This window comes from Gordonia sp. 852002-51296_SCH5728562-b, from assembly GCF_001665475.1.
Classification (GTDB): Bacteria; Actinomycetota; Actinomycetes; order Mycobacteriales; family Mycobacteriaceae; genus Gordonia; species Gordonia sputi.
On the sequence record NZ_LZMI01000006.1, the window covers coordinates 1 to 15,501 of the forward strand.

The 15,501-nt window shown below is 66.8% G+C and carries 13 protein-coding genes and 1 pseudogene; 9 read left to right on the forward strand and 5 right to left on the reverse strand.

Annotation, left to right across the window (positions count from 1 at the left end; genetic code table 11):
* Positions 1-591 (forward strand): annotated as a pseudogene (locus A5766_RS24575) (HNH endonuclease); the annotation flags it as partial.
* Between the two features lie 164 nt (positions 592-755).
* Here A5766_RS24575 and A5766_RS00840 read toward each other — a convergent pair.
* Positions 756-1,016, reverse strand: coding sequence for a hypothetical protein (locus A5766_RS00840; protein WP_210734464.1), 261 nt, complete (start codon positions 1,014-1,016; stop codon positions 756-758).
* 308 nt (positions 1,017-1,324) lie between these two features.
* Between A5766_RS00840 and A5766_RS00845 the strand changes: the two genes are divergently transcribed.
* The 6 genes from A5766_RS00845 to A5766_RS00875 all read left to right on the forward strand — a co-directional run bounded on the left by A5766_RS00845 (position 1,325) and on the right by A5766_RS00875 (position 7,241).
* Positions 1,325-2,188: a universal stress protein gene (locus tag A5766_RS00845; RefSeq protein WP_064903084.1), complete on the forward strand. Its 864-nt coding sequence runs from the start codon at positions 1,325-1,327 to the stop codon at positions 2,186-2,188.
* A 650-nt stretch (positions 2,189-2,838) separates the two neighbouring features.
* Complete coding sequence (gene soxR, locus A5766_RS00855) at positions 2,839-3,285, forward strand: redox-sensitive transcriptional activator SoxR (RefSeq protein WP_005207156.1); 447 nt, start codon at positions 2,839-2,841, stop codon at positions 3,283-3,285.
* A 38-nt stretch (positions 3,286-3,323) separates the two neighbouring features.
* Positions 3,324-4,331: a patatin-like phospholipase family protein gene (locus tag A5766_RS00860; protein ID WP_064903089.1), complete on the forward strand. Its 1,008-nt coding sequence runs from the start codon at positions 3,324-3,326 to the stop codon at positions 4,329-4,331.
* Between the two features lie 6 nt (positions 4,332-4,337).
* Positions 4,338-5,564, forward strand: a complete 1,227-nt coding sequence (locus A5766_RS00865; RefSeq protein ID WP_064903091.1) for an MFS transporter — start codon at positions 4,338-4,340, stop codon at positions 5,562-5,564.
* Between the two features lie 46 nt (positions 5,565-5,610).
* Positions 5,611-6,846 (forward strand): arginine deiminase, encoded by a 1,236-nt coding sequence (locus A5766_RS00870; protein ID WP_064861666.1) that lies wholly within the window; start codon positions 5,611-5,613, stop codon positions 6,844-6,846.
* 8 nt (positions 6,847-6,854) lie between these two features.
* The gene (locus A5766_RS00875; RefSeq protein WP_005207160.1) at positions 6,855-7,241 is read left to right on the forward strand and encodes a GntR family transcriptional regulator; all 387 of its coding nucleotides are present in this window, start codon (positions 6,855-6,857) and stop codon (positions 7,239-7,241) included.
* A gap of 194 nt (positions 7,242-7,435) precedes the next feature.
* On the opposite strand, the gene A5766_RS00880 is transcribed toward A5766_RS00875, so the two are convergent.
* Positions 7,436-9,058: a dolichyl-phosphate-mannose--protein mannosyltransferase gene (locus A5766_RS00880; RefSeq protein WP_082965409.1), complete on the reverse strand. Its 1,623-nt coding sequence runs from the start codon at positions 9,056-9,058 to the stop codon at positions 7,436-7,438.
* A 29-nt stretch (positions 9,059-9,087) separates the two neighbouring features.
* Between A5766_RS00880 and rsmI the strand changes: the two genes are divergently transcribed.
* The gene (gene rsmI / locus A5766_RS00885; protein WP_064903093.1) at positions 9,088-9,963 is read left to right on the forward strand and encodes a 16S rRNA (cytidine(1402)-2'-O)-methyltransferase; all 876 of its coding nucleotides are present in this window, start codon (positions 9,088-9,090) and stop codon (positions 9,961-9,963) included.
* Positions 9,964-9,997: 34 nt separating this feature from the next.
* On the opposite strand, the gene A5766_RS00890 is transcribed toward rsmI, so the two are convergent.
* The 3 genes from A5766_RS00890 to metG are packed head-to-tail and all read right to left on the reverse strand — an operon-like array spanning position 9,998 to position 13,983.
* Positions 9,998-11,200 carry a GAF domain-containing protein gene (locus A5766_RS00890; RefSeq protein WP_064903095.1) on the reverse strand — a complete coding sequence of 401 codons (1,203 nt, stop codon included), beginning with the start codon at positions 11,198-11,200 and terminating at the stop codon, positions 9,998-10,000.
* 10 nt (positions 11,201-11,210) lie between these two features.
* Positions 11,211-12,392 (reverse strand): aminodeoxychorismate synthase component I, encoded by a 1,182-nt coding sequence (locus A5766_RS00895; RefSeq protein WP_039856165.1) that lies wholly within the window; start codon positions 12,390-12,392, stop codon positions 11,211-11,213.
* Positions 12,393-12,411: 19 nt separating this feature from the next.
* On the reverse strand, positions 12,412-13,983 hold the full coding sequence (gene metG / locus A5766_RS00900; RefSeq protein ID WP_005207165.1) for a methionine--tRNA ligase: 1,572 nt from the start codon (positions 13,981-13,983) through the stop codon (positions 12,412-12,414).
* A gap of 206 nt (positions 13,984-14,189) precedes the next feature.
* Between metG and A5766_RS00905 the strand changes: the two genes are divergently transcribed.
* Entirely contained in the window at positions 14,190-15,305 is a 1,116-nt protein-coding gene (locus tag A5766_RS00905; RefSeq protein WP_005207166.1) for an alpha/beta hydrolase, read from the forward strand.
* Positions 15,306-15,501: the final 196 nt, after the last annotated feature.

A 15,501-nucleotide genomic window follows, 5' to 3' on the forward strand; every position in this document is an offset into this window, starting at 1 on the left:
CCCGAGAATCCCGAACGCATCAACCGCGTCGCTGACGTCAAAGCCGACTTCCACGACTACCTCACCGCCGAACACACCAGCACCGAAGCCGCCGCCGCAGCACGCGCCGCCGGTGACGCGATCGCAGACATAGCTGCGGCCGAGAACGTCCCGGACGCAGCGGGTACAGGGTTTGTCGCCGAAGCGGCTGGGGCCGAATTCGCCTCGGACACAGCCGACACCGAGATCGGCGCGCGGCCTCCAGGTACAGCCGATGCCGAGATCGTCGCGGACGCAGTCGGCGCCTGGATGGCATCGCCACCCTCGATACAAGAACCGCCACCTGCGAGCCGGCAGACGACACGCCACACGGTCACCGGCGTCGAGCTCGCACTGGCGGACGCGATGCCCACCGGCGACACCCTGCGCCTGAGCTCGCGCGTCGACATCCAATGGAACCTCGCTGATCCACCCGACCCCGAGCCACCCACAGGCCCAGACGCGCCAACAGGTCCGGCTCCACCAGGCCTCGACCGCCTCGGCGGCCCCAACCGGCTCAGCGGCGTCGATCCGCCCGGAGACGTCGACCCGCCTTTGGCCGACGCCGCCTGACCGCTGTGTCACCTGACCACCGCGTCAGCCGACCCGCGCGCCAACCCGACCCGCGCGCTAGCCCACGATCCGGGTGGACCGTCGAATCCGGTTGTGCCGCAACCAGCCTGCCCGCCGCCACGCCCCGGTGGCGGGGTAGGGGTCCTGCCGCCTGGTGTCGAGTATCAATCCGCCAGCAGTAGCGGCGCCGTGCCGAACAGCACGATGACGAAGAAGGCGAACTCGAACCACATTGCGCCCTGCCAGATCTGCCAGCGGCCGGCGGCGCGCCAGACCCGGTACGTGCGTACCGCTGTCGACAGTGCTGCGATCAGTACGACAATCGGGGCGACGACGAGCAACAGCGTTTGCAGGCCGTCCGACGACGCGGCCGCGACTAACACGATGGCGACCGTGAAAAGCACCGTGATCACCACTGACGTCATTGCGCGACGGAACTCACTCGGCTCGGACGGTGATGGGCTGCCGGTGGATTCGCCCTCGTTCCGACCATCTCGATCGCTGGGCAAATTGTCTTGCGGCCCAGTCATTTTGGGTCACCACCAATCAGTTCGGGTGAAGGTGCCGTTTGTTCCGGATATGGGCGGCGGTTCATCCACCGTACATCCGCCGATCACCGCCGAAGGCTCTGCTGACACCTTCAGGACTTTCTTCCATTGCCCTCGCAACCGTCGGCGGGCACGATGGATGGTGAGGGTTACTGAGCAGACAGTTGTGAGGAGTTGGAGAACAGATGAACGCGATTCTCGTCGGCGTCGACGGTTCTGAAGCGGCAACGGCAGCAGTCCGTTGGGCGGCGAAGGAAGCAGAACTCGAGCACCTCGACCTGAAGCTGGTCGGGGTCTACGACGCGAGCACGAGCGACTACGCCCCGGGACTCATCATCCCGCAGGACGTGATCGATGCGATTCGGCAGGACGCCACCGACGCCGTCCAGAGTGCTGCCGCCGCAGCGAAGGAAGTTGCTCCAGACATCACCATCCACACGTCGATCGTCGACGGTGACGCAGCCCGAGTCCTGCTCGAACTCGGCAAGGACGCCGCACTCATCGTCGTCGGAACACGCAAGCTCGGCAGCGTCAAGGGACTCTTCCTCGGCTCCGTGAGCATCACAGTTGCTGCGCACCACCACGGACGCGTCGTCGTGATCGACGGCGAGGGCAACGCCGACGGACCCGTCGTCGTCGGCATCGACGACTCGCCGGTGAGCGTGGCCGCCATCAAGGAGGCGTTCCGCCAGGCGTCGTTGCGTAACGTGCCGCTCGTCGCGGTGCACACCTGGACCCCACTCGACGTCGACGCCTTGCACGGCTACGGAATCGATCCCGACGAGGTCACTCGTATGTCGCAGGACGCCGTCGAGGCGCTCGCAGAGCGGCTGGCGGGCTTTGCGTCGGACTTCCCCGACGTCACGATCGAGCGCAAGGTGATTCCCGAGGACCCGGCCAAGGCCGTGCTCGACGCCGCAGGCGACAAGGCGTCGCTCATCGTGGTCGGCAGCCGCGGTCGCGGTGGCTTCACCGGCCTGCTCCTGGGGTCGACGAGCCAGAAGGTGCTGCGCGAGGCCAACGCTCCCGTGATGGTCGTGCGGAGCTGACGGTCGTCGGCCGTCGCTGATCGGGCCCTGCTCGCCCACCGCTGATCGCCAACCGCTGCTCGCCAACCGCTGATCGGGCTTGCTCGCGAACCGCTGATCGCCAACCGCTGATCGGGCTTGCTCGCCAACCGCTGATCGAGCTTGTCGAGATCACCCGACCAGCGGTGGCAGCGAGCCGCACCTAAATGTGTGTCCAATCGAAGGATGTGTGTGCTGCAGCAGCCACATCCTTCAATACGACACACATTTAGGCCCGGCGGCCGCCCGGCGGGCCGGGGCGCTTGGAAGTGATCTCGACAAGCTCGATCAGCGGTGGTGGCGTTCGATCCGCGGTGATGGCGTTCGATCCGCGGGGGGCGCTCGATCAGCGGTGGGGCAAGCTCGATCAGCGGTGGGGCAAGCTCGATCAGCGGGTGGGCGGTGCGGGGCCGCACCTAAATGTGTGTCCAATCGAAGGATGTGTGTGCTGCAGCAGCCACATCTTTCAATACGACACACATTTGGGCCCGGCGGCCGCCCGGCGGGCCGGGGCGCTTGGGTGTGATCTCGACAAGCTCGATCAGCGGTGGACGCGTTCGATCAGCGGTTGGCATCTCGATCAGCGGGCATAGGCGACTTCAAGTCAACTTGAAGTCGCCTATCCTCGTCGTATGGGCCTGAAGAAGATCGAACTGTCCGTCGGTGAGTTGGCGCAGCGCGCGGGCATCGCGCCGTCGGCCGTGCGGTTCTACGAGGACCAGGGGCTGATCTTCTCGCGGCGTACGCCGGGCAACCAGCGGCGATACCACCGCGCGATGCTGCGCCGGGTCGCGTTCATCCGCGCTTCCCAGGCGGCGGGGATACCCCTCGCGGTGATCGGGGAGGTGTTCACCGAGCTCGGCGATCACGAGTCGCCGTCGCGCGCAATGTGGGAGGCGGCGTCGCAGCGCTGGATCGCCGACATCAATCACCGGATCGAGCTGCTCGAGACCATGCGCGACATGATCGGCTCCTGCGTCGGATGCGGTTGCCTCTCGCTGGGTGCGTGCAACCTGCTCAACCCCGGCGATGAGCTGAACCGGCAGGGTGCGGGGCCGCGTCGGCTTCCTATCGACTGACGCGTGCGGCGTCGGACGTCATCGTTAGGCTGAGCATCATGGCCCGATCGACTCGCGTGGCCCTCGCTCTGGGAAGTGGGGGAGCTCGCGGCTACGCACACATCGGCGTCGTCGCCGAACTCGACGCACGTGGGTACGAGATCGTCAGCGTCGCCGGATCGTCGATGGGCGCGCTGGTCGGCGGGCTCTACTGTGCCGGGCGCCTCGACGACTACGTCGACTGGATCAGCGGGTTGTCCCAGCTCGACGTGATGCGACTGCTCGACGTCTCGCTGTCCAAACCGGGCGGGATGATCGGCGCCGAGCGCATCCTGGCACGGGTCCGGGAGATCCTCGGCGACACCGTGATCGAAGACCTCGACATCCCGTTCACCGCGGTCGCCACCGATCTCGCCGCCGGGCGGCCGGTGTGGTTCCAGAAAGGCAGTCTCGTCGACGCCATCCGGGCGTCGATCGCGATTCCCGGAGTGATCCGACCCCACGAGGTCGACGGCCGACTGCTCGCAGACGGCGGCATCCTCGACCCACTGCCCGTCGCGCCGACGTCCGCGGTCAGCAGCGACGTGACGATCGGCGTTGTGCTCGACGCCGACGACGGTGCAGAACACGGCGCGAGTCGAGCACCCAAGACCAAGGGCGTGATCCGCCGCAACATCACCCCGTTGTTGGAGAACGACTGGGTGCGCTCGGTGCGCGAACGGTTCGGCGTCGAGGCCGACGACTCCGTTAGCCACGACGCACCCGCGGAGGACACGCCCGCCGGGTCGGACGGATCCGACGACGTCGAGCCGCTCTCTACGTCGAACGACGTAGACGACGGCGCCAAAGCGGCTCCGATGGGCAGGATCGAGATCCTGTTGCGCTCGCTCGACATCATGTCAATCGCGCTGACGCGCTACCAGATCGCGGGGTACCCGCCGGACATTCTGATTCGAGTGCCACGTAAAGCCTTGCGCACGTTGGACTTCCACAAGGCGACGGAGATGATCGAGCTGGGTCGCACACTGACCGCCGAAGCGCTCGACAAGCTTCCGGAGGAGCCGTGATCTAAAGTGAAGCAGATTCCTCGCGGGATCTGGGTGTTGCTGGCTGCCAACGTGGTCATTGCTCTCGGCTTCGGTCTGATCGCGCCCGCGCTCCCGACTTTCGCGCGCAGTTTCGACGTCGGCTACACCGCGGTCTCAGCGGTGGTGTCGGCGTTCGCGGTGATGCGACTTGTCTTCGCGCCTGCCACCGGACGCCTGGTGACGGTCCTCGGCGAGCGTCGGATCTATCTGACAGGTCTGTTGATCGTCGCGGCGAGCACGTTGGCATGTGCGTTCGCGCAGAACTACATTCAGCTTCTGCTGTTCCGCGGTGCCGGCGGTATCGGTTCGACGATGTTCACGGTGTCGGCGATGGCCCTGCTGATCAGGTTGTCGCCCAACGAGATCCGCGGCAAGGTTTCAGGATTTTTCTCCGCGGGCTTTCTGATCGGCAACATCACCGGGCCGCTGATCGGCAGCGCGCTGGTCGGATTCGGATTGCGCATGCCGTTCGTCGTGTACGCCGTCGCACTGTTGATCGCGTCGGCAGTCGTCGCAACACAACTGCGCGACACCGCGGCGCCAGAAGTCTCCGACACTCCGCAACGAGGGGCGATGTCGCTGCGAACCGCGTTGCACGACAGCGCCTACCGCGCGATCATCGCGTCGAACTTCACTCAGGGTTGGGCGTCGATGGGCGTGCGCGTCGCGGTGGTGCCGCTGTTCATCACCGAGGGACTCCACGAGTCGGCCGCCATGACCGGTGTGGTGCTCGCCGTCTACGCCGCCGGCAATGTCGCCGCGATCCTGGTCGCGGGCAGGATGTCCGACAGGGTCGGTCGCCGACCGGTGATGCTTCCCGGCCTCGCCATCATGGCGATCTCGACGGCGCTGCTCGGGTTTTCGCCGAACATCGTCTTTGCGCTGGTGCTGTCGCTGTTCGCCGGAGTCGGGTCGGGGTTGTTCGCTCCGACGCATCAGGCCGCGCTCGCCGACGTTCTCGGCGCCAGACGCCAGGGTGGTTCGGCACTTGCGGCGTACAGCATGTCGTCGGACCTCGGTGCGGTCACCGGACCACTGATCGTCGGGTTCGTTGCGGGAAGCGTCGGATTCGGCCCGGCATTCGTGCTGACGGGAGGGGTGGCCGCCGTGGCATTCGTCGCCTGGCTGTTCGCACGCGAGTCCGCCCCCGAGGCTGTCGGTGCCGTCCCGCGACTGCATCCGACCCAGCAGTCCGATCCCGACGCACCCTGACGCTCGGCGTCGAGCATGCACGGCCATCGGCGACTAGATTTGACCCATGCCTGCGTCGACTGCCAGCAGTGACTACACACTCGGCTCAAACACAGAGGTCGGCCGACTGCGCGCGGTGATGCTGCACCGTCCCGGCGACGAACTGCTGCGCCTCACCCCGCGCAACAGCGACCAACTACTGTTCGACGGTTTGCCCTGGGTCGCCCGCGCCCAAGAGGAGCACGACGAGTTCGCGGAAGCACTCTCCGCGCGCGGCGTCGACGTCTTTCTCCTCGGTGATCTGCTCACCGAGACGCTAGACCACAGTGGTGCCGCGCGAATCCAGGGCATCGCCGCGGCGGTCAACTCGCGACTACTCGGGCCGCACCTCGCCGAAGAACTCGCCGGGTATCTGCGCGGGCTGTCCGCGCCGGAACTCGCCGACGTGTTGACCGCTGGGATGACCTTCGACGAATTGCCGTTGACCCCGGCCGCGGAGTCGGCGTCACTGGTGCGTCGGATGCACGTCGGGCCGGAGTTCGCCATAGCGCCGCTGCCCAATCTGCTGTTCACCCGCGACAGTTCTTTCTGGATCGGTCCTCGCTTCGCGATCACCTCGCTCGCGCTGCCCGCCCGCGTGCGAGAGACCTCACTGACCGATCTGATCTACGCGCACCATCCGCTGTTCACGGGTGCGCGACGCGCGTACGAATCACAGGTTGCACCCGTCGAGGGAGGCGACGTGCTGCTGCTGGCACCGGGAGTCGTCGCCGTCGGAGTCGGTGAGCGCACCACTCCCGCAGGCGCAGAAGCCTTGGCGCGCAGCCTGTTCGCCGACGGACTGGCCCACACCGCGCTGGCGGTTCCGATCGAGCAACAGCGCGCCTTCATGCACCTCGACACGGTCTGCACCATGGTCGACGCCGATGCCGTCGTGATGTACCCGAACATCCGCGACACCATGTCGGCATTCACGTTGCGCGACCTCGGCGACGGCGACGTCGACGTGAGCGGGCCGCGACCTTTCGTGGAGGCTGCAGCGGACGCGATGGGCATCGGCAAACTCCGCGTCATCGACACCGGCCTCGACCCGGTCACCGCCGAGCGCGAGCAGTGGGACGACGGCAACAACACCCTCGCCGTCGAACCGGGCGTCGTGGTCTCCTACAACCGCAACGTCGAGACCAACCGCAGACTCGTCGACTCGGGTATCGAGGTGATCGAGATCGAGGGCCGCGAGCTCGGCTCGGGCCGCGGCGGTCCACGGTGCATGTCGTGCCCGCTGTCGAGAGATCCGCTCTGAGGTCGACGATGGATCTCGCCGCACAACTCGCCATCGACGCCGACTCCGATCGCGCACCCTTCGAGCAACTCCGCCTCGGTGTCATCGACCTCGTCACACGCGGAGAACTGCTTGTCGGAGAACGACTTCCGACGGTGCGTGCACTGGCCGCCGACCTCGACCTCGCCCCGAACACGGTCGCGAAAAGCTATCGCGAACTCGAGGCCGCCGGGATCATCGAGACCAGGGGCAGGCGCGGATCGTTCATCAAAGCCGGATCGAACACGACGCTCGACGACGCGCAGCGCGCCACCGTCGAGCACGTCGAAGCGCTGCGCGCGATGGGAGTGGACGACGCCACGATCGTCGAACTGGTCACGCGGGCCGTCGGCGGCGATGCGCAGCCCGCCCGCTGAGCAACGTCCTGCTGGTTGAGCACGATCCCCGCTGGTTGAGCTACGTCTCGCTGGTTGAGCCTGTCGAAACCACACGGCCGCTGGTTGAGCTTGTCGAAACCACCCGCCGCTGGTTGAGCCTGTCGAAACCACCCACCGCTGGTTGAGCGACCCGCCGCTGGTTGAGCTTGTCGAAACCACCCCGCCCCGAAGGCTCAGCCCCAGCTCGGCAGCCAGAGCTGTTGGTGCCACTGTTCCGGCGAGATGGGGCTCGCGGTCAGGATCGGCCACAGCCAGGCGAAGTTCGCCACCACCAGCCCGATGTAGATCGCGACGACGATGATGCCGAGTGCCTGCCGTTCCGGCCGGGGTCTGCATGGCGACGATCTGGTCGTTCGCAGTATGTCGCCGCAACACAGTGCCAGGCCCATCACTAGGAACGGCGCGAGGACCGTCGCGTAGAAGAAGTACATCTGGCGGTCGAGTTCGGCAAACCACGGCAGAAATCCCGCTGCGTATCCGACGATCACTGCGGCGTATCGCCAGTCGCGTCGGATGAGAAAGGCCCACAACCCCCAGAGCAGCATCGGAAGCGCGAGCCACCACATCGCCGGCGACCCGATCAGCATCTGGGCCCGGACGCACTGGCCGCCGCCACACTGATCGGGCCCATTCTCGAGCGCGTACAGCATGGGGCGCAGGCTCATCGGCCAGGTCCATGGCTTGGACTCCCACGGGTGGTGGTTGCCTGCGGAGTTCGTCAGCCCCGCGTGGAACTTGAGCACCCCCGCCTCGTAGTACAAGAGTGATCGCCACGCGCCGGGAACCCACGCGAACGGGCCGTCGGTCCCGATCGTGTTGCCGACCTGGTAGCGGTACACCGACGTCTCGCTGGTGAACCACGGCACGAAGCTCGCGAAGTAGATGGCGATCGGCATCGCGACGAGGCTCGCGACACCGGGCACGGCGTCGCGGACAAGAGCGCCGGCCCAGGGACGTCGAACGTGATAGGCCTTGCGCGCGGCGACGTCGAATCCGATCACCAGCAGGCCGAAGAAGACGATGTAGTAGATGCCCGACCACTTCGTCGCACACGTCAGGCCGAGCATCACACCTGCGGTGAAGCGGTACCACCGGAAACCGAGGCGGGGTCCGAACTGGGAGTCGTTGATGCGGCCGTCGAGGTAGGCGTTGAACATTCGCTCGCGTACCTGGTCGCGGTCGCAGATGACCGCGGTGAACGCGGCGACGACGAACAGGCACTGGAAGATGTCGAGCATGCCCATGCGTGACTGCACGAACAGGACGCCGTCGCAGATCGCGAACACCGCGGCGATCGACCCGACGAGCGTCGACCGTGCCATTCGACGCACGACCCGGTAGATCATCACCACGATCGCGACGCCCGCGACCGCGGACATGACCCGCCAACCGAGCGGACTGTAGCCGAACATCCACTCGCCGACGGCCAACAACCATTTGCCGACCGGCGGGTGCACCACCAGCCCATAGGCCGGATTGTCCTCGATCCAGTTGCCGCCGGTCAGCACCTGCCAGCCCTGCGGAACGTAATGCTTCTCGTCGAAGACCGGTGTGGCCTGGTCTGTCGGCTGATTAAGCCCCCAGAAGCGGGTGGCAATGGCCACCAGGGTGATGATCAGACCGACGATCAGGCCCCGCATGCGGTCGGGTGCGCCGAAGAGCGGCACCTCTATTTCGGGGTCGGGCCGCACCCGCGTCGAACGCAGGGCAGCCACTTTGAGCAGGCGTCCACGGTCGGGTGTCGGATCGGCGGCGGGCGCAGCGATGGGTCCGTCGACGATGGTCACCCGGCCCATCGTAATGGGCCGCTCGTACAGTGATTCGCATGAATCCCGCTCCGGACGTGTCAGATACCGACAAGGGCAACGGCCGACTCGTGCTGGCTGCGACGCCGATGGGCCAGGTCGACGACGCGTCGTCGCGGCTACGGCACGCCCTCGCGACCGCCGACATCGTGGCCGCCGAGGACACTCGCCGCACCAAGGCGCTGGCCCAGGCGCTCGACGTCACCATCACCGGGAACATCGTCAGCTACTACGACCAGGTGGAGGCCGCGCGCACCCCGGCACTCCTCGATGCGATCCGCGCCGGAAGCACGGTGCTGTTGGTCACCGATGCGGGCATGCCGTCGGTCAGCGATCCCGGCCACAAGATCGTCGCAGCATGTGCGGCAGCAGGTCTGCGGGTGACGGCGCTGCCCGGACCGTCGGCCGTGACCACCGCGCTGGCGGTATCGGGCCTGCCGTCGGATCGCTTCTGCTTCGAGGGGTTCGCGCCACGCAAGCACCAGGCACGGCTCGACTGGCTGACCCAACTCGTAGACGAACCGCGCACCGTGGTCTTCTTCGATTCGCCGCACCGCCTGGCCGATACCCTCGCGGACGCCGTCGACGTACTCGGACCCGATCGTGAGGCGGCCGTGTGTCGGGAACTGACGAAGACCTACGAGGAGATCCGCCGGGGCCCGCTCGCCGACCTCGCGCAGTGGGCCGCCGAGGGTGTCCGCGGCGAGATCACCGTCGTCGTGGCACCGGGGGAACATCGGGTACCCGCCGTCGACGACCTCGTCGAGCAGGCCGAACGGCTCGTCGCGGGAGGTTTACGACTCAAGGAGGCCTGCGCGCAGGTCACCGAAGGTACGGGCGTATCGCGGCGCGACATCTACGAGGCGGTACTGGCTGCGCGGTCGGAAGCGGACTGACGATCCAAGCTGCGGATACCCGCCGACGGCACACTCAGTCGGGGACGACGGTCAGCGTCACGTCGGTGGCAAGTCGGTACGGCCGACTCGACACCAGGGCGCCGACGACGCGGCGCAGGCGCGACATCTCGGACCGGACAGACACCTCGTGGGTCGTGTCGCCGAACAGAAACTTGCTCAACTGCGCCGAGGTGAGTCCCGCGCGCCCGGCGTCGGAGAGCAGTAGCAGGATCTGCGCGTGACGCCGCGTGACGACAATGGTGATGTGGTCGGGGCCGTCGGTGACGTGAATCGACGGTTCGCCACGGAGATCGAGCTCGATGAGGATCGGACCGGCCGGCCCTGACGGACGTACCACCCAGCCGCCGTCGACGCGCTCCGCGATGCACACGCCCAGCCCGGCCACGAAGCGCATCTCACCGTCGCCCGGTGGGGCTATCCGGGTCGGGGCGATCACTCCGCGGCTGTCGGCGACGAGGCCGTCGTCGTCGACGAGGAGCGCGGTCTTGAAGGCGGACAACGTGGTTCGGCCGGTCTCACGCAGTCGGCTCAATCTGCGCTGGTGCTCGTCGGAGACGTCGCGTGCGCAGAACTCGGCGACCGACGCGGCGAGCATGAGCGTCGCGGGCTGGACGGCATTCATCTGCCCGGCGAAGGCGATCACCCCGGCGACCTCGCCGGTGACCCGATCGTGCACAGGCGCCCCCGCGCAGTACCACTCGCCCAGCGCATGCGCATAGTGCTCGGCCGGGTAGACGCGCTGCGGTCGCGGGTCGGCGAGTACCTGTCCCACCACCGTCGTCGCGGCCGATTCTTCATCCCAGCGCGCACCCTCCCGGATGTGCAACGCGTACGCGTGGTCGCGGAGTCGGGAATCGGCTTGTCCCCAGAGCATCACGCCGTCGGCGTCGAACATCCCATATACGAGATCGGCGTCGTCGATGCTTGATTCGACGATCGCCTGTGCGGCAGTTGCCGAGTGGCGTAGCGAACTCTGTTCACGCCGACGATCGAGTTCGTCGTCGCTGACCAGTTCGGGTTGGTGGGTGTCGCGGCTGTGCCCTCGCGTACGTGCCCGCAGCCACGACTCGAGAACGGGTGTCGGCGGCGCGTAGTCGTCCGGATAGTAGTGCGGAGTGGGTGTCGCGCCGGTTGATTCATCGATGATGGACGCTCGGATATCGGCGAGGTCGGACGTCATCTCGGCTGCCTGCTGCACGCTCGCGGCCCGATTCATGCCGACTACGTTAGCCGAGCACGCTCGGTCGCGCGTTGACCACACTTGCCGCTTTGTCGAGGCATTCCTGCCATTCGCGACGCGGGTCCGAATCCGCGGTGATTCCGCCACCCACGCCCAGTGCCATCGAGCCGTCGGGTGTGATCTCGACGGTCCGAATCGCGACGTTGAGGTCGAGTAACCCTCCGGGGCCTGCCAATCCGACGGCTCCGCAGTACACCCCGCGTGGGTCGTGCTCCCAATCGGCCAGCAGTTGCATTGCCCTGAGTTTGGGTGTTCCGGTGACCGACGCGGGAGGGAATGTCGCGTCGAGTAAGGCCACGTTGCCGATCTCCGGAGGTAGTTTGGCCCCGACCCGCGAGACGAGGTGCCACACACCCGGCGCGCCGACGATCTCGAGTAGCCTCTCGACGCGCACCGAGCCGGTGCGTGCCACCCGACCCAGGTCGTTGCGTACGAGGTCGACGATCATGATGTTCTCGGCGATGTCCTTCGACGACGCCGCGAGCAACGTGGGGTCGTCGCCCGCGGCGATCGTGCCCTTGATGGGCGCCGACCACACGCGTTCGCCGCGTCGGGACAGGAAGGTTTCGGGGGAGAAGCTCGCCACCGAACCCCAATCGCCCTGTAGGAAAGCAGATTTCGCGGGTCGTGTGCGCTCGGCGAGATCGGCGAAGAAGCCGCACGCCGATCCGGTGAGCGTTCCGGTGAAGCGGGTACACAGGCACGCCTGGTAGATCTCACCCGCGCCGATGGCGTTCAGGCACTGCTCAATCGCGGCGACGTGTGGTCGGGGATCGGGCGGTGTCCACCGCGTCGACCACAGTTGCGTCCCGTCGTCGACTTCCGTTGCGGCAGCGGCCAATACCTCGCGCACCCAGTCCGGTGCAGCCGCGCCGGAGGCACTGACGAACTGCGAGCGTCCGTCTTTGAGCACCAGGAGATGATCGGTCTCGCCACCAGCGATCGTCGGCAAGGCTGATTCGACGCCGCGCACGGGAAAACCCAAGTATCCCAACCAGAATCGGTCCGGACGATCGGGCGGTGCATGGCCCGGGCGCACCTCGATCGAGGGTACGATGACCGCGTCGGCGTCCCACCAGTCGCCCACAAGGGCTGCGGGAGGCGGTGATCCGCGACGCGCGGCGGCGAGCTGCAGCGAACGCAGCAGGTCCGTCGCGGTCGGGGTCACCACGTCACCGCACAGTTGCTCACGCGTCGCGGCGCGGGAAAATCACTGTGGGCTTGGGCAATTGGGTTCCGGGCGCGAGGCGATCGTCGACGGTTGTGAAGTCGCGCTCGTCGCCGACGGCCAGCAGATCGAGCAGTGCGTTGCACGACGTCGGCATGACCGGTTGTGCCAGCAGTGCGACGACACGGACCACCTCGGCGCACACGTAGAGCACGGTGCCCGTCCGGTCGAGGTCGGTCTTCGCGAGCTTCCACGGCTCCTGTGCCGAGATGTACCGATTGGTCTGCGCGAGCACCGACCACAGTGCCTCGAGTCCCAGATGGATCGCCTGCACGTCGAAGTGGTCGCGCACGCGCGGCAGCAGTTCGGTTGTGGCGTCGAGGATCTCGGTGTCAGCCTCGGTGTAGGTGCCGGGGGTCGGAACCGTGCCGTCGAAGTACTTGCCGATCATCGACAGCGTGCGCTGCGCGAGATTGCCGAACTCGTTGGCGAGGTCGGCGTTGACGCGCGCGGTCATGCTCTCGGCAGAGTACGAGCCGTCTTGGCCGTAGGGCACCTCGCGCAGCAGGAAGTAGCGCAGCTGATCGAGACCGAACTCGTCGAGGAGGCTTTCCGGATCGACGACGTTGCCGATCGACTTGCTCATCTTCTCGCCCTTGTTGAACAGGAAGCCGTGCGCGAAGACCCGCTTGGGCAGTTCGATTCCTGCGCTCATCAGAAACGCCGGCCAATAGACGCAGTGGAAACGGATGATGTCTTTACCGATGACGTGCAGATCCGCCGGCCAGTACCGCTCGAACGTGGCGGCGTCGTCGGGGAAGCCGACGCCGGTGAGGTAGTTGGTGAGCGCGTCGACCCACACGTACATGACGTGATCGGCATGCCCGGGCACCGGGACACCCCAGTCGAACGTGGTCCGCGAGACCGACAGGTCGGTCAGGCCGCCCTTGACGAAGCTGACCACCTCGTTGCGTCGGACGTCCGGTCCGATGAACTCCGGGTGCGATTCGTACAGTTCGAGCAGCCGGTCCTGATACGCGGAGAGCCGGAAGAAGTAGGTCTGCTCCTCGGTCCAGGTCAGCACGTGCCCGTTGTCGGAGGCCACGCGTTCGCCCGAGTCGTTGACCGTGGTGTCGGCCTCGGCGTAGAAGGTCTCGTCGCGGACGTCGTACCAGCCCGAATAGGTGTCGAGGTAGATGTCGCCCGCGTCGGCCATGCGCGTCCAGATGACTTCCGACGCCCGTTTGTGGTCGTCGTCGGAGGTGCGGATGAAGCGCTCGTAGCTGGAGCCGAGGCGGTCCTGGAGAGCCTGGAAGCGGTCGGAGTTGCGCTTGGCGAGCTCCGCGGTCGGGATGCCTTCCTTCTCCGCGGTCTGCTGCATCTTCTGCCCGTGCACGTCGGTTCCGGTGAGGAATCGGACGTCGAATCCGTCGAGACGCTTGAACCGCGCGAGCGCGTCGGCCGAGATGTACTCGTAGGCGTGCCCGATGTGCGGTGCGCCGTTGGGATAGGCGATGGCCGTCGTGATGTAGTACGGACGCCCGGCGCCGTGTGGTGTACGCGTGTCGGTGCTGGTCAGATCAGTGGGCATAGTGCCTGCCAGGATACTTGGTCGCCTGCCACCCGAGCGCCCCGCGTCGACCGTGCTGTTCTGACTGCCGAATGGGCGCTCGAGACGGCCAACTGGGCGCTCGAGACGGCCGACTGTGCGCCATATCGTGCCGACTGGGCCCTCGAGACTGCCGACTGGGCGTTCATCGAGGCCGATCGACGTGACCCGTCACGTATTCTGACCGCATGGTTATGGCTGATCGACCCGAGGTAGAGACCGCGTCCAAGCCGGTCGCGGCGCTGACGATGGTCGGCCTCGGCGAGAGTCTGCTGAACGGTCTCGCGCGGGTGCCCTTCTCGAAACCGTGGAAGGGGCCTGCCGGACTGCTCGACAACGTCGGCCAGTCCGTCACCAGAAACACCATCCGCGCGTTCATGGGGTACTCGATGGGACTGCCCATCGAGGAGTTCCGCTCGATGGAGAAAGCGCTCGACGACATCTGCAACGTCGTTCTGCCGCCGGTCATCGAACTAGCGGGCAAGGTCGAGATCACCGAAGACGAGATCAACGGCGTGGCGGGGATCTGGTGCCGAGCCAAGGCCAGCACCGACGCCTACGTCGATGACGACGACGCCAAAGAATCCATCGGCGCAACGGTCCTCTATCTGCACGGCGGTGGATACATCGGCACGACGCCGATCATGTACTCCGCATTCGCCGCCGCGCTGGTGCGGATCACCGGTTTCGAGATCTTCATCCCGGATTACCGGATGGCCCCCGAATTCCCGTTCCCGGCAGGGGTTCTCGACGCCGCCGACGTGTATCAGGGTCTCCTGGACAGGGGGCTCGGCGCCGACCATCTGATGGTGGCAGGGGATTCTGGCGGTGGTGGCCTCGCGACGTCGTTGATCAGTTATCTGCACAACAAGGACATGCCCCGGCCCGCGGCACTCGCGCTGTTCTCGCCGGAGATCGACCTCGACCTCGACAATGCGTCGGTGACCGAGAACGCCAAGTACGACATCCTGCCCTGGAGCATCCCTGTCACCCCGTATCTGCACGGCGTGCAGCCCAACGACGTCCGGGTGTCGATCGTCTACGCCAACCCGAGTCCCGACTGGTTCCCGCCGACGTTCGTCTGTTGGGGCGAGGACGAGATGTTCCGCGACGGCATCCGCGACTTCGTCGGAAAACTCGAGGCCAACGGGGTCGGCGTGTACGGGTACGAGGGTCGCGGTATGTTCCACGTCTTCCCGATCCTGATGCCGTGGGCAGAAGCGTCGAAAGACGTTCTGCGAGATCTCCGTACGCGCATCGCGCGCAACATCAAGCCCGACCCGCAGGCCAAGCCGACGCACTGAGGCCTCGGCCCCCTTCGCGGCCGCGGCGGGGGGGGGGGGGGGGATACGGGGGGCGCCCCCCCGGGGGCTGGGGGGGTGGGGGGGGGGGCGGGGGGCGAAGGGGGGGGTGGCCGGGGGTGGGGGGGGGGCAGGGGCCGGGGGACGGGCGGGGGGGGGGTTGGGGGGTGGGGGGGGCGAGAAGGTGGGGCGCCTCAAC